We start from the raw sequence: 20383 nt of genomic DNA, 5'->3' as shown, positions 1-20383 counted from the left end.
GAAACGCTTTCGTGTAGAAGAGCATCAGCGCGCAGACTTCAACGACGCAGATGAGTGCTTCTCGGCTCGATGAGAGAGATGGTTGGTTTTTGGATTCATGCGTGTCTGAATACCAATTCAGGCGTGCGTGAAGAATTATGCATGGTAAAGTTTCTATTTGGTAGTGGACGCTCCTAACTAAAAGGAGATCGAAATATGACTGAAAAACAAGTATTTAAATCCACGTGGGCAGGCAAAGAGCTAGCAATCGAAGTTGGTCAAATGGCAAAACAAGCAAATGGTGCAGCACTGATTCGTTACGGGGATACAGTGGTTTTAACAGCAGCTGTTGGATCACGTAAACCAAGACCAGGTGACTTTTTCCCACTGACTGTGAACTATGAAGAAAAAATGTATGCCGTTGGTAAAGTGCCAGGCGGTTTCTTAAAACGAGAAGGTCGTCCAAGTGACCGTGCCACATTAACGGCGCGTCTGATTGACCGTCCAATCCGTCCGCTTTTTGCAGAAGGATATCGTAATGATGTTCAAATCACATCGACCGTACTTAGTGTAGATCAAGATTGCTCACCAGAAATGGCTGCGATGCTTGGTTCTTCAATTTCACTTTCTATCTCGGACATTCCTTTTGAAGGCCCAATTGCAGGGGTTGATGTCGGTCGTGTGAACGGTGAGTACATCATCAATCCAACTATTGAACAACAAGAATTGAGCGATATTAGCTTGACGGTTGCTGGAACAAAAGAAGCAATCAACATGGTTGAAGCAGGGGCGAAAGAAGTGCCTGAAGAAGCGATGTTAGAAGCTATCATGTTCGGCCACGAGGAAATCAAACGCTTAATCGCATTCCAAGAAGAAATCGTTGCCGCAGTTGGTAAGGCAAAAATGGAAATCGAATTATTCGTGCCAAACGCAGAGCTTGTTGCAGAAGTAACGGCCCGCGCAGAAGCAGATATGAAAGTAGCAATTAAAACCGAAGAGAAATTAGCACGCGAAGAAAACATTAACGTGTTAAAAGAAACGGTTGTTGCAGAATATGAAGTGAAAGAACTAGAAAATGCGGCAGAAGTTCTGCCAGAAGTAAAACATATTCTAGAAATGCTTGAAAAAAATGAAATGCGTCGCTTGATTTCCCAAGATAAAATCCGTCCAGATGGTCGTAAAGTAGACGAAATTCGTCCGCTATCCTCTGAGGTTGGTATCTTGCCGCGCGTCCATGGTTCAGGACTATTCACGCGTGGGCAAACGCAAGCGCTCAGCGTATGTACATTAGCGCCACTTCGCGAACACCAAATCATTGACGGTTTAGGCTTAGAAGATTCAAAACGCTTCATGCATCATTACAACTTCCCACAATTCAGTGTTGGGGAAACAGGGCCTCGTCGCGCACCAGGTCGACGTGAAATCGGTCACGGAGCACTAGGCGAACGCGCGTTGCAACAAGTTATTCCAAGCGAAGAAGATTTCCCGTACACGATTCGCCTTGTATCTGAAGTTTTAGAGTCAAACGGTTCAAGCTCACAAGCAAGTATCTGTGGTTCGACGCTTGCGATGATGGATGCAGGTGTGCCAATTAAAGCACCGGTTGCAGGTATCGCAATGGGCCTTGTCAAACTTGGCGATGACTACACGATTCTTTCCGATATTCAAGGTATGGAAGATCACTTCGGCGACATGGATTTCAAAGTAGCTGGAACACGTGACGGAATTACTGCCTTACAAATGGATATCAAAATCGATGGCCTTAGCCGCCAAATTTTAGAAGAAGCTTTAACACAAGCAAAAGCAGGCCGTCTGCACATTCTAGAACATCTAGAAGCGACAATCAACACACCTCGCGAAACGCTGTCAGAATATGCGCCTAAGATCGTCACAATCAACATCAAACCTGATAAAATCAAGGATGTTATCGGACCTGGTGGGAAACAAATCAACCAAATCATCGATGAAACGACGGTTAAAATTGATATCGAACAAGACGGTACAGTTTTCATCGCCTCTCAAGATGATGCTATGATTGAAAAAGCGAAAGCAATGATTGAAGAAATCGTCCGCGAAGTACAAGTTGGCGAAATCTACGATGGTAAAGTTCGTCGTATTGAGAAATTCGGAGCTTTTGTTGAATTGTTCAAAGGTAAAGATGGCTTGATTCACATTTCTGAACTAGCGCACGAACGCGTTGGGAAAGTGGAAGACATCCTGAAAATGGGTGATATCGTGAAAGTTAAAGTAACAGAAATTGACGATCACGGTCGCGTAAACGTATCTCGTAAAGCTTTGATTGAGAAAAAAGAAGGCGATACAGAGCAAGCAAACCGCGCACCACGCAAAGAAGGTTACAAAAAGCCATACAACAACGATAAGAAATAAGTAATTGAAGCACCTGCCAGCATCATCGGTAGGTGTTTTTTTGCGCAAATAAAAATCCCGCCGTTTCCAGCAGGATCATCATCAGACTATTTTTTTCTTGCTTTTAAATTAGACTTATACTGTGTCTCCAAAGACTTATGAACAGCTTTCCATTTCTGTTTCTCTGCACGCTGCAAGACAGGATCGTTTTTACGCTCAAAATAAGCCAGTTCTCGCTTTAATTTAATCCAATTAGCATAATGAGCCTCCGATAGACTACCGTCCGTTAAAGCAGCTTGTACGGCGCACCCTGGCTCGGTACCATGCTGGCAATTTCGGAATTTGCAATCATTAGCTAGCAACTCGATATCTTGGAACGTTTCCCCAAGCCCATCATTCGCTTGCCCGATTCCAAGTTCGCGCATCCCAGGCGTATCAATCACTAGTAATCCGGTTGGCAACAAGTGCAATTCACGATGCGTGGTCGTGTGCTTACCTTTCGAATCATCTTCCCGAATCCCACTCGTCTTCATCAACGTTTTTCCAGATAGGGCATTGATAAAAGAAGATTTCCCAACACCAGATGAACCGAGCAACACAATCGTTTCACCAGGATCCAAAAAGGCCTCAATCGTGTCAAAACCACTTTTTGATAAATTATCCACCGCAAAAACCGGTACTCCGTAAGCAACAAGTTCAATCTCCGTAACGATTTGTGCTATATTTTCACTAAGATCCGCCTTGGTCAAAATAACAACAGGTTTCGCGCCACTATCCCAAGCAATCGTTAAATAACGCTCCAACCGATTGATGTTAAAATCATGATTCAGCGAGCTAACAATAAAAACATAATCAAAATTCGCGGCCACTAATTGCTCGCCACCAGCAGGGTCACTGCGCTTAAACACCGTCTTCCGGTCCAGCACACCATGAATGAGAGACGTATCTTGCGGATAACTTTCCAACGCCACAAAATCACCAACCGCAGGAAGCTCCGTATTCATCGCACCCATAAAAGCAACATATTTCAACTTAGCCAAATGCTCGCCATCTCCGGATACAACCTTGAAAAAATCTTTAAAAACAGCTGTCACACGCGCGGGAATAAGTCCTTCCTGCAACGTTTGCGCCTCAAAAAAAATCTGTAAATCCATAATTATTAATAGTCAATGTTTTCGCTCCTTTAAAATAGGGGAGCTTTAAATCGAATCAAACGCTCCCAAAATGTGATTGTTGTTAGTGTTCGAAATTGTTACAATATCCATAATTCATCATCCTTTCATAATGGGAATTCCGCTCCATTATAACATAACTAGGCGCTTTAGCCAACAAAAAACAGGAAAGCAATGGTAGTAGCTTTCCTGTTTGCATTAGTTTTTATGCGTAATGATTTTTGCGATTTGATCGGAAGTCATGTTACTATCTACAGGATAGCTACCGTCACGTACATACTTCTCATAGTTGTTCGTACGTAGGAACTTGTCGAATTCAGCACCGGACTTGATGATGCCAGCAAACTGTAACTCGTTACCTGCTTTAGAAGAAGGATCACCTTTTTTGATAACAAGTGTGAATTTCTTGACTTGTTTGGCTTTTTCTTCTTCTGCTTTTTTCTTAGCCGCTACTGCTTTTTGAGCTTCTGCAGCTTGTGATTTCGCTAATTCTTGAGATGCAAGTAGGTCTTCATATTTCTTTTGGTAATTCTTGCTGTCATCTGCTTTCGTTGACGTTGTGGTTTTTGGTTCCGCTGATTTTTCTGCTTGTGCGCTTGATGAGAAGAACGTATCAAAGACAAGCAAGAGCACTGCTGAAATCAAGAAACCTAGCGCCAGCATGCGAAGTGATTGTTTCATTGTATTATTTCCTCCCTTGTGATATCTCCATTTTAATGAGCTACGTATTCCGCAATTATTTCATTTACTTGGTCTTCTGAAAGTTCCGATTGTGTAACGATTTCCTCTATAGTGACACCAGACGTATACAAAGTAATAATTTGTTTTTTTTCTTAAGTCACGGAGTTTTTTACTGGATGTGCGAACAGGAGTGACAGTGTCAGCATCGATTTTCAATGTATTTTCTAGAGTAGACACACGTTTTTTTTAATTCGAAGTTCTCTTGCATTAATTGAGACGCGATTTCCTCCATCTCACTTTCTATCTGTTTGCTATTTCCTTTTTGCATAAATGAAAGCAAGAATAGGACGACAGAACAGGCAAGAAGAATTATGATTAGAACAGTCATTGTGTTAATAACACCTCTTTTCCCTAAACTCTACTTCTATTTATAGCATAAATTACGCCAAAAACATAGTCAAAAATGAATATTGTAAACAAAATAAAAAGAAAAGCTTAGGAATCCTTGCGTAAAGCCCTTAAAAATGATATTATAATACAGGTCTGATAAATAATTCAGTTTGATTATAGTTTGGAGGGAAATAGAATGCGTGTTAATATCACTTTAGAATGCACGGAGTGCGGCGATCGCAATTATATCACTACTAAAAACAAACGTGAAAACCCGGAACGTATTGAACTAAAAAAATATTGTCCAAGATTGCGCCGTGTCACTTTGCACCGCGAAACTAAGTAAGCAGCAGGATTTTCACCTGTTGCTTTTTTTATGGAAAAGATTCTAAGTCAAGGGGGAAACGAGATGGCAACGAAAGCAATGCTACGCGAACAAATACTAGCCCAATTGAATAAAATGGATAAAGCTACATACGAACAACGCTCACAAGCTATCGCAGAACAATTATTTCAAGAAGCAATATGGCAAAACGCAACGACAATAGGTATCACAATTGCACGCTTTCCAGAAATAGCAACGCAAGCAATCATCAAGCGAGCTTGGCAAGACGGAAAAATTGTATCGATACCCGAGACACATAACAAGACAAAAACAATGCAATTTCGAGTCTACGAAGATGGTGATGAACTCTGTAAAAAAGCATTGGGTCTTTATGAGCCTTTAGAAAGCGCTCCCGTTCTTCCGAAAACAAAAATAGACCTATTAATCGTCCCAGGCGTTTTATTCCGCACAGACGGCTATCGAATCGGTTTTGGCGGCGGCTTTTACGATCGCTACTTAGAGGACTATCAGGGGGGTACTCTTTCGCTCTGTTATCCCGAGCAAATAACAACTGCTTTTAAGCCAGAACCCCACGATTTACCCGTTCAAAAACTAGTGATTGAAAATAATCTGAAATAATAGCAAAAAATTGGCGGAGATTGATTTACAATGTTCGCTTTTTTGCGTATAGTAGTACTTATAAATAGGATTTTAAAAAGAAAGCAGGGAATTTTTTGAGCCTCCAAGAACAGTATATTTTTTGGCGCTTAACTAGCTATTTTCTAATTGAAGAAGGATATCGACTCATCCACCTTCATGAAAAGAAACAAGAACTATGGCTAGATAATCCAGCCCAAAAGAAGCGACCAGTTATTCGAATTCAGATGAAGGAGCTCAGTTGGTCTAGTGTCGTTGAGCGAGATATTGAGCAAGTAATGCGTGTATGCGAAGATTTACGCAAGCAAATGGGACGTTTGAAATTACCTCTAGTCAATATGTACATCACACCCTTTAAGCCAGTTGGGGATACTTCAGAATGGTTCGATAAACCGCTACAATCAGAAAACGAGAAGATAAGCCTGAACAATATATTAATCGATGCAGAAAATGCGGATGAGCAATTAAAAAAATTGGAAACGGACCTCAACATACCAGCCGAGACATTCCAAGTTCCGACTGAACTAGACGAAAGTACCATTACTAATGAGCGTAGCGTTGTCATCAATTACATCACTACAAAAGTAAGCGATGAACAGGTGCAGGCCCGTAAAGAAAAGCCCTACGTAACATATGTTTTGCTTGCAATCCAAATAGCTGTATTTTTAATCATGACATTCACGGGTGGTACGAGCACGAACACCTTTAACCTTGTCAGGTGGGGAGCTAAGTTTAATCCACTCATATTTGCAGGAGAATGGTGGCGTTTCATTACGCCGATGTTTATCCATATCGGACTACTGCACTTACTCATGAACTCCGTCGTCCTGTATATCATAGGACCGATGGCTGAGAAACTCTATGGCAAGTGGCGTTATGCGCTTATTTACGTGCTGTCTGGCATCACAGGAGTTGTTGCAAGTTTCGCTTTCAACATTAACGTGGCTGCAGGGGCAAGTACTGCAATCTTTGGTATTTTTGGAGCCTTGTTATATCTAGTCGTGTTAAAGCCACATATCTATGCAAGGTCGTTAGGAATTAGCATTGCCGGTCTAGTTGTTGTAAACTTAGTGGTTGATTTATTTTCTCAAGGTATCGATCTAGCAGGGCACATCGGCGGATTGGTTGGCGGATTCCTGATTGCTGGAGCTTTATCCATGCCGCATCAATACTTCCATTGGCGCCGAATTTTATACGGAGCTTCCGCAGTATTACTGACCGCTTTTTTCCTGTGGTTCGGCTTCGACAAAGGAAAGCATCCATATGATCCACAAAACGCCAACGCTGTAGCAGGGGCATTTATACAAAATGAAGATTATAAAACAGCGCAAAAAAATCTTGCATCAACTCCAAGTTTCGGGCAGTGCTGATGCGCTAACTTTTACAAATTTGGCAGTCATTGCAACGATTCAAGGGAATGAAATAGAGGCAGCAGACTTTGCGAGAGAAGCAATCGCACAAGAATCGTTTAATCCACACGCCCATTTCTTATTGGCTCGCAGCTATGAAGTTCAAGGGGATTTGGAGCAAGCATTAAAAGAAGCAACAATCGCGGTTGAACAGCAAGATACAGAAACCTATGTCCAGTATAAAGGCTATTTAGAGAGCAAAATTCAAACAAGATAAGAGGTATCGTTATGAAAACAGTCTATGATGTGGCTCAATTGCTGAAAAAATACGGCATCATCGTTTATCTCGGTAAGCGGCAATGGGATATCGAAATGATGGAATACGAGCTAACCGAACTGTTTAAACATAAATTGCTGGATCGTGAAGTCTATGCCCGCGCAAGATCGATTCTCAAAGTAGACTTAGACAAAGAGAAAGCAAAAAATAAGGTAGTAGATTAGGAGACATGTGAAAATGGAAAAGAAATTAATTGGCGTTGACCTTGGCGGCACAACTGCAAAAATAGCGATTTTAAAACCCGATGGTAGTATTGAAGAAAAATGGTCTGTCGAGACAGATAGTTCAGATGAGGGGTCACATATCGTTCGCAACATTGGCGACAGCATCAACCAAAAATTAACGGACTTACAATTGGATCACGACACTTTTTATGGTATCGGAATGGGGACTCCCGGAACGATTAACTACGAAACAGGTACCGTTAAAGGAGCATATAACCTAAACTGGGCAAAAGAACAAAATGTAGCTAGAGATCTCAAAGAAATCACAGGCTTAGATGTTCATTTAGATAATGATGCTAACATTGCAGCGGTTGGCGAAAGATGGCAAGGAGCTGGAGAAGGCTCAGCGAATGTTTTCTTTGTCACTTTAGGAACTGGTGTTGGTGGAGGTATTTTTGCGGAAGGAAAAATTCTTCATGGGGCTAAGGGTGCAGCCGGGGGAAATCGGTCACATTACTGTGGATACTAGCAAAGAAGCCTATGACTGTACTTGTGGAAAGAAAGGCTGTCTAGAAACAATCGCTTCCGCTACAGGAATCGTGCGTGTGGCTAAAGATTTAGCAAAGTCTTTTGAACTGAACTCCACATTAAAAGACACTATAAAGCACGGAACAGAAGAAATAACATCTAAATTGATTTTTGACCTCGCAGCAGAAGGCGATGAATTAGCAAAGAAAGTAGTCGATCATATCTGTTTCTATCTTGGCTTGGCATGTAGTCATATTGGTAATATGCTTAATCCAGAAAAAATCATCATTGGTGGTGGCGTTTCAGCAGCTGGCGACGCACTATTGAAGCCCATCCAAAACTACTTTGAAGGTATGGTTTTCCCGGCAGTTCGAGACTCCACATCCATTTCTATTGCCACGCTTGGAAATGACGCGGGTGTTCTAGGAGCAGCATGGTTAGCCTTACCATCTGAATAATAGTTCATACAGCTAGACGTACTACTGGCGATAAAATAACGCTGGTAAGTATATCTAGCTTTTCTTTTGTTACGTTGGAAGTTTGTTTCACTTTCTTGATGTCAGGGTAAAATAGTAGTAGCATATAAGTAAATGGAGGGAGAGAGATGAATAAAATTCGCATAAATATTATAATTGCATTCCTTGGACTTTTATTTATTTCCTATGGTTGTCAAAACGAGGAGGCACCTGTCAGCAAAGAAAAAATGACAACTCCAAATAAAATTAAAACCTTAAACATCGAACCTAAAGAATTTCAACGCATTATAGGATGGATAGATGACAAAAATTGTTCTAATACAGTTGAGAAAAGAAGGGAAAGTAACCTTTGAAAGACTCAATGTTTTCACGGAGAAGCGACACCAAATATATGAAACTACACATGTTATCTCCGAAGTAATCATTAGCCCAAATCGCGATTCTTTCCTTATCTATTCCGCTAAGAGTAGAGATAAAGCAACCTTGGATGTTATCTCTATGACTGGAGAAACGATGAACACAAAAGAAGTAGCACCCCAAAATATCGAGTTTTCGTGGAATAAAGATGATCAAAATAAAATGTTCCTCACCACATTTGACACAGATTGGAACTACCAAGTGTTTCAGTGGGACATCCCTTCTGGCAGTATAGTCAAATTAAACACAGGTTCACCTTTTGTTTCTTGGTATAGCGATAATTTATTCGTATTTAATCAAAAGCTGTCTCCACAAAAAGACAGAGGCGATCTCTACTTGGAAGATATACGAGACAAAACAATTAAAAGTCTTGTTGTTGCAGATGTATATCAATTTGCTGTATCAGCCAATACACTATTAACGATGGAGCCTGGCAAAGCAGAAAAATCTATGATCTATAATTTTCGAACTGTTGGCTTCCAATCTTATTACGAATATGAAGCTCCAAGGGTATATGATGAGTTGGGGACGTTCTTTCCGTTTTATGATTTGAATGTAGAAGAAGAGTCATTCCTTACTTTTGAACCATATGAAAGTAAGAAATTAAAAGACCATGGTGGGGAGTTTAAACTGGTTAAAGTGGATCCTAAGGAAAAAAAGACTGAAACGATATTAGAGTTGACAAATAACGAGCCTATCGTTACATCCCCAAACGGTGAATATTGCTTGTATGGGTATTTATTTGATCAAATCATTGACTTAGAAACAAAAGACATATCGTACTTGATACAACATCGCGATAAAATGTATTAAAATGCTAGAAAAGAACTATCGAAATGGGATAGCTTTTCTAGCATTTTTTTTGTTGTATAAATTAAACAGACACATCTCTTTTCTGGAAGAATATGAAGGAGAGAGCCATGAAGATAAGATAATATACGGTCAGAACACCAATAGCTAATTCCGGTGAAAGTCCTTTTACATCCATTCCGACACCATTCGCATGCATACTTACATAATATAGCGGCGCCATAAAGATATATTTGAACCATTGGAATTGTTCCACTAACATAAGCGTAATACCACCAGCGATACTATTGATGAAAAGCAGGAATAGTCCAATTCCTACAGCCAACGCTTGACTTCTAAGTAGTGAGGAAACCATAAAGGCGATAGAGGTAGAAAAGATAAGTTGAATAACGAAATATCCTAATTGGGAGCCTAACGCATTTATAGCTGTCTGCCCAACATTCGTAATATCTCCGTTCTCTGAGTAGGTTGGATTAGTGATACTAATATCCTGTGTAAGACTGCCAAAAGAAGTTAAAATTCCGCCGATGATATAGGACATCACAACAGTAAATATAGTCAAAATAACTGCATACATCACAACAACGATATATTTAGAAAGAAGAATTTGCCAACGTTGATACGGCCGAATCAATAATAGTTTAATCGTACCGTAACTAAATTCAGATGATACGACAGCGCTAGCCACAACGATGGAAAACAGGGCTACCATAAACATGCTGATGCTGTTTACTGATAATATCAATTGCACATTATCGATATCTGGGACAAAGGATTTGAAGCTCGCTGATAAGGCAAGAATGATGGCTAAGATGATAAGAGGATAAAGCCATGTGCTGAACCTTAGTGATACTTTCTTTGTTTCATTTGCTATTAATGATATCATTCCATACTACCTCCATTGTGTTTTGTGATTTCTAAGAAACGCTCCTCCAATGTTTTAGTATGTGCTTCTATTGCGAAGATCGAAACGTCTTCTGACACTAATTTTTTAACGAGCGATGGGATATCGGAAGGACTACTTTTTACAAAGAAATGAGAGGTTCCATTATCGGCAAGTATGTAGTCTATTTTCCAATTGGTGAGTAGTTCTCTGGACAATTCAAGAGGTTCAAGGTGCATATGGAAAGTTTGTAGCTGCTCAGCTTCTGCTAGATTTTCTTGTTTCATATCTGCAATATGAGTCAATTCTCCACGTTCTATAATTGCAAAACGATCACATAGCTGTTCCATCTCTGTCAGTAAATGAGAGGAAACAAGAACGCTGACGCCTTGACGCGCTAACATTTTCATCTGCAAACGAAATTCTTTCATGCCTTCTGGATCTAGTCCGTTGGTAGGTTCATCAAAAATTAATAGCTTAGGTTCGTGAATAAGTGCTTGTGCAACGCCTAGTCTTTGTCTCATACCAAGGGAATATGTTTTGACTTTATTATTAATTGCCTTATCCAAATGTACAAGTTGAATAATTTCTTCTAAGCGTTCGTTTGAGATTTTGTTACGCGACATAGATGCAAAGGTTTTAAGGTTCTGAAGGCCTGTCATGTACGGATAAAATTCTGGGTTCTCCACGATAGCACCGACTTGCTGAATTGCTTCTGTATAAGAAGTATCTATGTTTTTCCCTAAAATTATTATTTCCCCACTCGTCTTGCTAATGAGTTTGACAATACTTCGGATAATAGTCGTTTTCCCGGCGCCATTGGGGCCTAAGAGTCCAAATATTTCACCTTCGTTCACTGAAAATGAGATATCTTTTATAATTTGTTTGGCTCCAATTTGCTTGACTAAATGATTGATTTCTAAAACGGGCTGTGTCATGCTTGCTCCTTTCTTATTTCAAAATCTTGTTTTATTTGGTTTGCGATTTCTTCAGGTGTTAGCTCATCTGTTTCTAAGATCAAATGGGCAACACCTTCATAAAGTTTTGTTCGCGACTCGAAAAGGGAGATAATTTCTTCTCTGCTTTTCTCTTGAATGAGAGGTCGTGTTGTATCACCTTTTAGTCGAGCGAGAAACGTATTCGGGCTGGTTTTTAAATACACGACAAAATCAGCAGACTCTAATATACTTCGATTATCATTAGATAGAATGATGCCACCGCCAGTTGATATCACAGCATCTTTTAGCAATGCGCTTGTTAACGTTTGGTGTTCTATGGTGCGGAATACAGGCTCTCCTAAGTTTGCAAAAATTTCTGTAATTGATATCTGGTGTTCAGATTGTATCTCTGTATCGATATCAATTAAGGGTAGTCTTAGTTTTTCAGCAAGTATTTTACCAACTGTTGATTTCCCTGCGCCCATAAATCCAGTTAAAACGATTTGATTCATACAAGTCCTCCTTAAGTCTCTTTTAATTTAGTAGAAGACGAATTTTTTGTAGTTTGATGTCCCAAAATAGGGTCTGTTTTAAGATATAACCATTGCTTAGTTCTGTGGTGGTATCATATCTGATGGCGTCTTCTGTACTATCTGCCCAATTATACCATAAAACAGCGTTATTGTGCTTTTCTGTGAATGTTTTTTGTCCGGCTTTTATGCGGGAAATGTTATTAGGAATGGATAAATTTGTGAGGGTTGTAGCTAAATAATGATTTTGCAATTGTTTTTCCATCTGTAGCTTAGAAACATAGATGTTGGTTGCTCCAAGCATTGTGATAATGCCAATTAAGGTAATATATAGGCATAGGACATACGTAAATCCATTCTTACAGGCTCTATTCTGATTGAACGTAGAAACGGGCGGATAGCTGAGTATCGTCTTCAAAAATAACTTCATATAGGATTTCTCCTTCTGATTTTTTAGTCCATTTGTCTTGTTTTATGTTTGTTAAAAGTGGTTCGTGACCTTTATTATCAACAGAGCGGCGTGTTAAATTTTGATAGGATTCATAGGTTATCAATTTGGATTGAGCGTAGAAGGTAATTTTATGATCTGTGACAGTTATCTGGTTGCCTGTAGTAAGTTCTTTTCGTGTCTGGTTCAAGAAGAGATGCCACTCATAATTTTTATCAATATCTATGATTTTCATGACAGATGTGTAGCTTTGAAAAATAAGTGGAATGAAAGAAGCAATGATAATGACGATAAGAAGTGAAAATAGTGATTCTAGTAAGGTAAATCCATACTTATTTGACAGCGTAACAAATATTTTCTTTAGCATAAGTAGCGCAAAGTTGCTTCGCCTCCTGGTTGTATGTTATTTGATATTTTTGATTTTTAATGATTATCTCATGGCTTGATGAAAAATGGTTATTTAAATGAAATGTACTTTCTTCTGAGAGTAGTTGCTGTGCTGTTGTCCTTTGATTTTGCTTGTGTAGATTTTCTTTGATTTGCATTACCATTGGAAGGAGCGAAAGGACAACTAAGGAAAGTAAACTGAGAGCAAAGAGACTTTCTAGTAAAGAAAAACCGTCAGATTTCATCAATGCGAAACCTCCCTTTGCCAATTTGGAAGATAAGCGCATATTTTTTATTATGGCCTTGAATGATGATCGTTTTAAACTTGCTGATATTTCCAAATGGTGGAGAAAAGCGAAATAGTTGCTCGCTTTTCTCTTGGAAATGTAGTGTTGGTGTAAATTTTCTAGATAATTCTGTTTTAGTGGATTTTCCGGAATAGGAATCTTGGTTACCGTCCAGTAGCAGTGTGCTTTCCTGATTTGTTGTTATTGCTTCTGCTTGTAAATACATAATGTCTATTTTGAGTTGATCCAGACTTTGTTTTTCTAGTAAGTGGGTCATTAGATTGCCTGCTGGAAACACGCTAATACTAAGGATGATAAGGCTTATGGAGAGAACGAGGAGCATTTCTACTAATGTAAAACCGTCCTGCTTCACGGGGCTTCCGTCACTTTTCCGCTACTATCAATCACAACATCTTTACCATTTGGGCATTTCTTCTGCTCTCCTTTGAGATAACCCCCTGTTAGAAGGTCTTGTAAAGAAGGTACTTTGTTATTTTCCAATTGATATGCTTGCGTTTGTCCTTGAACCATTGTTATAAAAGCATCGCAACCTTTATCGTTGATGGACTTGCTTTGCTTAACGATATTCGGGATAGTTAGCAGAAGGAGTACGCTGACCACGAGCAAAACAATTAACATTTCCACCAAAGTAAAACCAGATTCTTCTTTCCAATTAATTTTTTTAAACATTAAAATCACTCCTATTTTTTTATTATTCAGATGGAATTTACCATCGAGAACATCGGGAAAAGAATGGATAAATAGATGGATACGATAAGAATCCCTATTATCATAAATACAGCTGGTTGTATAAAACTAAATATCTTCTCTATTTTTTCTTCAGATTTTTGATGGCAAAGTTTATAGTAAAACAGTAGTTCTTCGGCCAGTTGCCCATTTTTTTTCGCCGTGCTGAATAATATAAATCATTTCAGATTCAAAGATAGAAAAGGTGGCAAGCGAGTTAGTGAATTGGGTTCCCTCAGAAAAAGCCCGCTCAATCGATTTGCTAATATGTTTGAAAAGCGCCGGAGAATCTTGTAGCGCAAATACTTGAACCATGTCATTGATGGATAACCCGCTTTTTAGCAAATAGCCACATTCGCGGGCAAACAATTGGGAGTAGTGCAAGCGCATGAATCTTTTTAGGATTGGTATTTTACAGTAAAGTTCTGCACGTTCGTAGGAGTTCTTTGTTCGTTGTTTTGTTAGGAAAAAAGTACAGAGTATAAATAGGATACCGAGAAAGCCTAGGAAAATTAGTGGTAACTTTTCTAGAATAAAATAGGTGAAATTTGTCGTCTGATTTTCTCCATGTGCTAGCTGGCTGAATAACATATCGAATTTTGGGAGTAAAAAAATACGTAAAAGGAAGAAGACAACAATAACGGTCATGAAAAGTATGAGTGGGTATTGGAAAATTTTTCGTAATGCTTTTTGTTGTTCTGCTTTTCGCATGAGGTGATCGCCAGTTTCTTGAACTGTTTCATTAAAGTAACCGTGTTTGCTTGCATAGTGGAGTTGTGTACATACGAAACTCGGGAACTTAGCTTCTAGTAATGCCTCACTAAAAGGGGCGCCAGAGGAAAGTGTTTTGATCATTTTTGTGTTTCTCAGTGTATCTTTTGGGGTCGTAATAGAGAGAAAAGAAATCGCTTCTTCCATAGTGAAGCCTTTGCTTAAAAGATCAGCGAGTCGTATGAGAAATTCGCCGTCAGCACGCCAATTATTGTGGAGAGAAAAAGCCATAGCAGACTCCTTTCTTTAGCTGTTTATTGATGCTGCCTTGTAGATCTATTTCTATTGAAGTCGTGAGGAAATCATTAATTTGTTCCTTTTCTATAAATTCATAGAGCGCGGTTCTTTTTTTGTGAGAGATGGTTGCATAAGGCGTGACATCTGCTGGCGCAAAACATGCAGTGTAGATGCTTTAATTGCTGGTGAGAGATTCCAATCAGGCATTGTCTGAGTTCTTCTTTATCTACGCCTAATTCTAAGAGACGAGATAGGACACCATGCGTGCTGTCCGCATGAACGGTGCTTAAAACAAGGTGGCCGGTCAAGGCGCTTCGGATAACCATTTTTGCTGTATTGGAATCCCTAATTTCGCCCACGATTAAGATATCTGGGTCATGACGTAGTGTCGCTCGAATGATATCTGCGTAATCTAGGCCTGCTTTCTCATTTATTTGTACTTGTAAAAATGCTGGCATAGGGCGTTCGACAGGGTCTTCAATCGTGATAATCTGTAAGGGATACTGCAAACTTAGAGAATGGGCTAAGCTATACATGCTGGATGTTTTTCCGCTTCCGGTCGCTCCAGAGAATAGTAGGAGCCCCGTTCGTTTCTGTGCAAGAGAAAGTATATGATGCGTTATTTGTTGGAAAACACTACTTTTTTGAAATGGAAGTATTTCTTGCTCTGAGAAAACGCGAATAACCATACTTTCAATAAAGCGAAAATTAGGTATAGTAGCGAGTCGAACGGATACTTTACATCCTTGAATACTTGTTTGAAAGGCACCGCTTTGGGGTCTCCTTGTCTCACTTATGTCCATGAATCCTCGGTATTTCAAATGGGTTAGCAAACGTTCGCCACTATCAAATGGGAGGGAGGCGAAGTGCTGTAGCCGTCCATTAATCCGCAGCAGAATACGATAATTCGCTTCAGTTGGAATGAGGTGTACATCGCTTGCTGTGAGTAGTGTTGCTTGATTTAAAAGGGTGTTGGCTAAATTTTGAATCATGTGGTTGTCTCCTTATTTTTGTCTATGCTAAATGTATTCGACGCGACTAATCTATTTTCCTTTTCGGGTGAAAAAGAGAGTTTGTGATTTTTAGATAGAATAAGAGCTAGAAAACTTATTTTAAGAGCAGAAAAGGGTAGATAGAGTTTGAAATCAGGGTTAAAAAATTTTTTTTTAGGTTTTATCAGTTGTTCGATTATTCACATACGCACGATAAAAGTTCATTTACTCGATAAAGCCCTTTCATTCCGAACTATATCCTTGGAAATATAAAAACAACATCTAAAATTTAATTATTTGCCGAACGATAGGGTCTCGTGGTAACATATAGGAAAGGCAACTAATACATAAAAGAGCGGATGAAAATAGACAGAGAGACTGCAAATTTTGCAGCGCCGACGGGGAAAGCATGGGAATGTGAAACTCTCAGGCAAAAGGATGTTTATGGGACGCAACTCTGGAGGCATTATTCCTTATTTTGGAGTACGACAGAGACTTATTTTAACGAGTAAGTCCTTTTAGTATGCAAAAAAAGAGGAGGATTCACATGACAGGTTTAAAGAAAACACCTATTTTTCCTTTATATGAAAAATATGGTGCGAAGACGATTGATTTTGGTGGATGGGATTTACCGGTACAATTTTCAGGAATAAAGGCCGAGCATGAAGCCGTGAGAACGAATGCTGGGTTATTTGATGTGTCGCATATGGGGGAAGTGTCGGTGCATGGTTCTGGAAGTTTAGCCTTCTTACAAAAAGTATTGTCTAATGATATTTCGAAATTGAAGGCTGGAAAAGCACAATATAATATTATGTGTTATGAAACTGGCGGCGTAGTGGATGATTTAGTCGTTTATATGAAAGCTGATGACGATTATCTTCTTGTTGTGAATGCATCAAACACAGAGAAAGATTTTGAATGGTTGGCAAAACATGCGCCAGAGGGAGTCAATGTGCAAAACGTTTCCGCGGATTATGGGCAGCTAGCTTTGCAGGGACCCAATGCTCAGGCGATATTAGCAACATTAACGAATGTGGATTTGACAGCTCTCACATTTTTCGGCTTTGTTGACAATGTGGAAGTAGCGGGTGTTCCATCACTTATTTCAAGATCTGGTTATACCGGAGAAGACGGCTTTGAAATTTATACAAAAGCTGCAGACACCCCTCGTGTTTGGGAGGCGATTTTAGAGAAGGATGTATTGCCAATTGGGCTTGGTGCACGCGATACATTGCGTTTCGAAGCGAACTTAGCTTTATATGGTCAAGAACTTTCGCAAGACATTTCACCACTAGAGGCCGGCGTTGGCTTTGCGGTGAAACTACAAAAAGAAGCGGATTTCATTGGTAAGCAAGCGTTGATAGCGCAAAAAGAAGCTGGTTTATCACGTAAATCTGTCGGTATAGAGCTGATTGATCGCGGCATTCCGAGACATGATTACAAGGTTTTTGCTGGTGATAAAGAGATTGGCATAGTGACAAGTGGTACGCAGTCTCCAACACTTGGCAAGAATTTGGGCTTGGCATTAATTGATATCGAGTACACAGTGCTTGATACAGAGGTGGAAGTCGAAATTCGTAACAAGAAGTTGAAGGCAAAAGTAGTTCCAACCCCGTTCTATAAAGCGCGAAATAAATGAGGAGGATGTAATATTATGGCGAAACATCGTTTTTTACCAATGACTGAGCAAGATGAGAAAGATATGCTAGATACAATTGGCGTTTCTTCTATTGATGAACTTTTTACTGATATTCCTGAATCGATTCGTTTTAACCGAGAATACGATTTAAAACCAGCGAAATCAGAACCTGCGCTTTTGAAAGAACTAGCTAAGTTGGCTAGTAAGAATGCGGATTCTGTTGAATATGCGTCTTTTTTTAGGGGCTGGTGTGTACAATCATTACATTCCAACTGTTGTAGATAGCGTGATTTCTCGTTCTGAATTTTATACGGCTTATACGCCTTATCAACCGGAGATTTCACAAGGAGAACTGCAAGCCATTTTTGAATTCCAAACGATGATCGCAGAGATTACCGGTATGGATTTGGCGAATTCCTCCATGTATGATGGTGGAACCGCTCTTGCTGAAGCTGCAATACTAGCAAGCGCCCACACAAAACGTAAAAAAAATCTTAATTTCAAAAGCTGTGCATCCGGAATCGCGTAATGTTGTGAAAACATATGCGATAGGGCAACACATTGATGTTATTGAGATTGATGAAAAGGACGGCGTAACAGATTTGGTCGCGTTAGAAGCACAAGTAGATGACACGGTAGCAGCGGTTATCGTGCAATATCCAAACTTTTATGGTCAAGTAGAGGCATTGCAAGAAATCGAGCCATTAGCGCATGATAGAAAGGCGCTATTTATTGTTTCGAGCAACCCATTAGCACTCGGAGCACTTACTCCACCGGGCAAATTTGGCGCGGATATCGTGGTTGGGGACTCACAAGTATTCGGCATTTCAGAAGCCTTTGGTGGGCCGCATTGTGGCTATTTCGCGGTTACTTCGAAATTAACCCGTAAAGTTCCGGGACGTCTTGTTGGCGAAACTGTGGATGAGAACGGGAAACGCGGATATGTATTGACGTTACAAGCGCGTGAGCAACATATTCGTCGTGATAAGGCGACCTCTAATATTTGTTCCAACCAAGCGCTGAATGCACTAGCTTCTTCAGTTGCTATGAGCGCACTCGGCAAGCAAGGGATTACAGAAATGGCCAAACAAAACATTGATAAGTCTCATTTTGCGAAAAAAGCTTTCCAAGAAAAAGGTTTCGACGTTATTTCTGGCGACGCGTTTTTCAATGAGTTTGTCGTGAAATTATCGAAACCGGTGAAAGAAGTGAATCTGGAGTTGCTGGATCAGGGCTTTATCGGTGGTTATGATTTGGGTAATTACGAAGAAAAATATGCGAATCACATGCTTGTGGCTGTTACAGAAATGCGTACCAAAGAAGAAATCGAGTCGTTTGTAACAAGTTTGGAGGGGGCAAAATGAATAATAGCGAAACAATGCCATTAGTATTTGAGCGGTCAGTTCCGGGACGTATTGGATATAGTTTGCCAGAGCGCGATGTACCAGAAGTAGACTTACAGAGTTTGTTTGGGACTACCTATGTGAGAGAAACGCCTCCAGCCCTGCCAGAGTTGAGTGAATTGGAATTAATGCGTCACTATACAACACTTTCCAATCATAATTTTGGTGTCGATTCAGGCTTTTATCCACTTGGATCTTGCACGATGAAATATAATCCGAAAATCAATGAAAAAGTAGCGCGCTTCCCAGGTTTTGCGAACATTCATCCGTATCAACCAGAGGAATCCGTACAGGGCGCGATGGAAATGCTCTACGATCTTCAGGAAAGTCTAGTTGAAATCACAGGGATGGACGAAGTTACGCTACAACCTGCTGCTGGTGCGCATGGCGAGTGGACAGCTTTAATGTTAATTCGCGCTTTCCACGAGGCGAATGGTGATCATCAACGTACAAAAGTCATCATTCCGGATTCAGCGCATGGAACGAACCCTGCATCTGCTTCTGTCGCTGGTTTTGATATCATTACTGTCAAATCAAATGAAAAAGGACTTGTCGACATTGAGGATCTAAAAAACGCGGTAGGCGACGACACCGCGGCACTGATGTTAACGAACCCAAACACGCTTGGCCTTTTTGAAGCAGATATTGTCGAAATGGCAGATATCGTGCATAAAGCTGGCGGTAAATTGTATTATGACGGCGCTAACTTGAATGCTATCATGGCAAAAGTTCGTCCTGGTGATATGGGCTTTGATGCTGTGCATTTGAATTTGCATAAAACATTCACTGGACCTCACGGTGGTGGCGGACCTGGATCAGGACCAATCGGTGTGAAGAAGGACTTGATTCCATTTTTACCAACGCCAGTTTTAACAAAAAAAGAGGATAAATATACATTTGACTACAATTATCCGCAATCGATTGGACGTGTGAAACCTTATTATGGTAACTTCGGTATCAACGTTCGCGCTTACACGTATATCCGTACGATGGGGCCAGATGGTCTGAAAAAAGTGACGGAATACGCTGTGCTGAATGCGAACTACATGATGCGTCGTTTAGAGGGGGCTTACGATTTGCCGTTTGACCAAGTGTGCAAACATGAATTTGTACTTTCTGGAAAACGCCAAAAACAATTAGGCGTTCGTACATTGGATATCGCTAAACGTCTGCTGGATCATAACTTCCATCCACCAACTGTTTATTTCCCATTAATTGTAGAAGAAGCAATCATGATTGAGCCGACAGAAACCGAGTCAAAAGAGACGTTGGACGGCTTTATCGATGTTATGCTTAAAATTGCAAAAGAAGCAGAAGATAACCCTGAAATTGTACAAGAAGCGCCATATAACACGTATGTAAAACGCTTGGATGAAACGCGTGCGGCTAGAAAACCGGTCTTGCGTTATCAAGAAAAAGTAGAAGATGAAGTAACGACATGAAAAAAGCCGTGTTTCCCAATTTAGACT

Annotated in this window: 17 protein-coding genes, 6 pseudogenes and 1 riboswitch; of the genes and pseudogenes, 11 read left to right on the top strand and 12 right to left on the bottom strand. The window is 40.1% G+C overall.

All coding sequences use genetic code 11. The features are described from left to right. The first annotated feature begins 195 nt into the window (after positions 1 to 195). Positions 196 to 2367, top strand: coding sequence for a polyribonucleotide nucleotidyltransferase (pnp, locus tag PCORN_RS06500; RefSeq protein WP_036078655.1), 2172 nt, complete (start codon positions 196 to 198; stop codon positions 2365 to 2367). An 86-nt stretch (positions 2368 to 2453) separates the two neighbouring features. Here the strand turns inward: pnp and rsgA are convergent. After that, positions 2454 to 3516 (bottom strand): annotated as a pseudogene (gene rsgA / locus PCORN_RS06495) (ribosome small subunit-dependent GTPase A). Between the two features lie 200 nt (positions 3517 to 3716). Next, on the bottom strand, positions 3717 to 4199 hold the full coding sequence (locus PCORN_RS06490) for an MltG/YceG/YrrL family protein (RefSeq protein ID WP_036078647.1): 483 nt from the start codon (positions 4197 to 4199) through the stop codon (positions 3717 to 3719). Positions 4200 to 4785: 586 nt separating this feature from the next. On the opposite strand from PCORN_RS06490, the gene rpmG reads away from it, so the two are divergent. The 7 genes and pseudogenes from rpmG (at position 4786) to PCORN_RS06460 (ending at position 9655) form a co-directional block, all read left to right on the top strand. After that, positions 4786 to 4935, top strand: a complete 150-nt coding sequence (rpmG, locus tag PCORN_RS18270; protein ID WP_003719608.1) for a 50S ribosomal protein L33 — start codon at positions 4786 to 4788, stop codon at positions 4933 to 4935. Between the two features lie 63 nt (positions 4936 to 4998). Further along, positions 4999 to 5553 (top strand): 5-formyltetrahydrofolate cyclo-ligase, encoded by a 555-nt coding sequence (locus PCORN_RS06480; RefSeq protein WP_036078645.1) that lies wholly within the window; start codon positions 4999 to 5001, stop codon positions 5551 to 5553. Positions 5554 to 5648: 95 nt separating this feature from the next. After that, positions 5649 to 7197, top strand: a pseudogene (locus PCORN_RS06475) (rhomboid family intramembrane serine protease). A gap of 11 nt (positions 7198 to 7208) precedes the next feature. Continuing rightward, a complete protein-coding gene (locus PCORN_RS06470) occupies positions 7209 to 7421 on the top strand; it encodes a YqgQ family protein (protein ID WP_036078643.1) in 213 nt (70 codons plus the stop codon). A gap of 13 nt (positions 7422 to 7434) precedes the next feature. Beyond that, a pseudogene (locus PCORN_RS06465) lies at positions 7435 to 8407 on the top strand (ROK family glucokinase). A 146-nt stretch (positions 8408 to 8553) separates the two neighbouring features. Further along, positions 8554 to 8778: a hypothetical protein gene (locus PCORN_RS18265; protein ID WP_051999295.1), complete on the top strand. Its 225-nt coding sequence runs from the start codon at positions 8554 to 8556 to the stop codon at positions 8776 to 8778. Next, positions 8726 to 9655: a YqgU-like beta propeller domain-containing protein gene (locus PCORN_RS06460; RefSeq protein WP_159102542.1), complete on the top strand. Its 930-nt coding sequence runs from the start codon at positions 8726 to 8728 to the stop codon at positions 9653 to 9655. The genes PCORN_RS18265 and PCORN_RS06460 overlap by 53 nt, the downstream gene beginning before the upstream one ends. A 61-nt stretch (positions 9656 to 9716) precedes the next feature. Here the strand turns inward: PCORN_RS06460 and PCORN_RS06455 are convergent, their stop codons facing one another. The 10 genes and pseudogenes from PCORN_RS06455 to comGA all read right to left on the bottom strand — a co-directional run bounded on the left by PCORN_RS06455 (position 9717) and on the right by comGA (position 15872). Next, the gene (locus PCORN_RS06455; protein ID WP_036078641.1) at positions 9717 to 10538 is read right to left on the bottom strand and encodes an ABC transporter permease; all 822 of its coding nucleotides are present in this window, start codon (positions 10536 to 10538) and stop codon (positions 9717 to 9719) included. Next, positions 10535 to 11473 carry an ABC transporter ATP-binding protein gene (locus PCORN_RS06450; RefSeq protein ID WP_036078639.1) on the bottom strand — a complete coding sequence of 313 codons (939 nt, stop codon included), beginning with the start codon at positions 11471 to 11473 and terminating at the stop codon, positions 10535 to 10537. Before PCORN_RS06450 ends, PCORN_RS06455 begins: the two co-directional genes overlap by 4 nt. After that, positions 11470 to 11985 (bottom strand): shikimate kinase, encoded by a 516-nt coding sequence (locus tag PCORN_RS06445; protein ID WP_077913807.1) that lies wholly within the window; start codon positions 11983 to 11985, stop codon positions 11470 to 11472. Before PCORN_RS06445 ends, PCORN_RS06450 begins: the two co-directional genes overlap by 4 nt. A gap of 22 nt (positions 11986 to 12007) precedes the next feature. Further along, positions 12008 to 12307, bottom strand: coding sequence for a hypothetical protein (locus PCORN_RS06440; RefSeq protein ID WP_036078637.1), 300 nt, complete (start codon positions 12305 to 12307; stop codon positions 12008 to 12010). 64 nt (positions 12308 to 12371) lie between these two features. Continuing rightward, positions 12372 to 12818, bottom strand: a complete 447-nt coding sequence (comGF, locus tag PCORN_RS06435) for a competence type IV pilus minor pilin ComGF (RefSeq protein ID WP_051999293.1) — start codon at positions 12816 to 12818, stop codon at positions 12372 to 12374. Continuing rightward, positions 12784 to 13083, bottom strand: a complete 300-nt coding sequence (comGE, locus tag PCORN_RS06430; protein ID WP_036078635.1) for a competence type IV pilus minor pilin ComGE — start codon at positions 13081 to 13083, stop codon at positions 12784 to 12786. The genes comGF and comGE overlap by 35 nt, the downstream gene beginning before the upstream one ends. After that, a complete protein-coding gene (gene comGD / locus PCORN_RS06425; protein WP_036078632.1) occupies positions 13073 to 13498 on the bottom strand; it encodes a competence type IV pilus minor pilin ComGD in 426 nt (141 codons plus the stop codon). The genes comGE and comGD overlap by 11 nt, the downstream gene beginning before the upstream one ends. Beyond that, a complete protein-coding gene (comGC, locus tag PCORN_RS06420; RefSeq protein ID WP_036078630.1) occupies positions 13495 to 13815 on the bottom strand; it encodes a competence type IV pilus major pilin ComGC in 321 nt (106 codons plus the stop codon). The genes comGD and comGC overlap by 4 nt, the downstream gene beginning before the upstream one ends. A 26-nt stretch (positions 13816 to 13841) precedes the next feature. After that, positions 13842 to 14874: pseudogene (gene comGB / locus PCORN_RS06415) on the bottom strand (competence type IV pilus assembly protein ComGB). Beyond that, positions 14852 to 15872 (bottom strand): annotated as a pseudogene (gene comGA / locus PCORN_RS06410) (competence type IV pilus ATPase ComGA). The pseudogenes comGB and comGA overlap by 23 nt, the downstream one beginning before the upstream one ends. A 359-nt stretch (positions 15873 to 16231) precedes the next feature. Further along, positions 16232 to 16324: riboswitch (glycine riboswitch) on the top strand. 95 nt (positions 16325 to 16419) lie between these two features. Here comGA and gcvT point away from each other — a divergent pair. From gcvT to gcvPB, 3 genes and pseudogenes are all read left to right on the top strand, one after another. Further along, positions 16420 to 17511 carry a glycine cleavage system aminomethyltransferase GcvT gene (gcvT, locus tag PCORN_RS06405; RefSeq protein WP_036078628.1) on the top strand — a complete coding sequence of 364 codons (1092 nt, stop codon included), beginning with the start codon at positions 16420 to 16422 and terminating at the stop codon, positions 17509 to 17511. A gap of 15 nt (positions 17512 to 17526) precedes the next feature. Next, positions 17527 to 18875 (top strand): annotated as a pseudogene (gene gcvPA / locus PCORN_RS06400) (aminomethyl-transferring glycine dehydrogenase subunit GcvPA). Continuing rightward, a complete protein-coding gene (gene gcvPB, locus PCORN_RS06395; RefSeq protein ID WP_036078626.1) occupies positions 18872 to 20356 on the top strand; it encodes an aminomethyl-transferring glycine dehydrogenase subunit GcvPB in 1485 nt (494 codons plus the stop codon). Before gcvPA ends, gcvPB begins: the two are co-directional and overlap by 4 nt. Positions 20357 to 20383 lie beyond the last annotated feature (27 nt).

The organism is Listeria cornellensis FSL F6-0969 (genome assembly GCF_000525855.1).
Lineage (GTDB): Bacteria > Bacillota > Bacilli > Lactobacillales > Listeriaceae > Listeria_A > Listeria_A cornellensis.
This window is presented reverse-complemented; position numbering and strand designations above follow the sequence as displayed.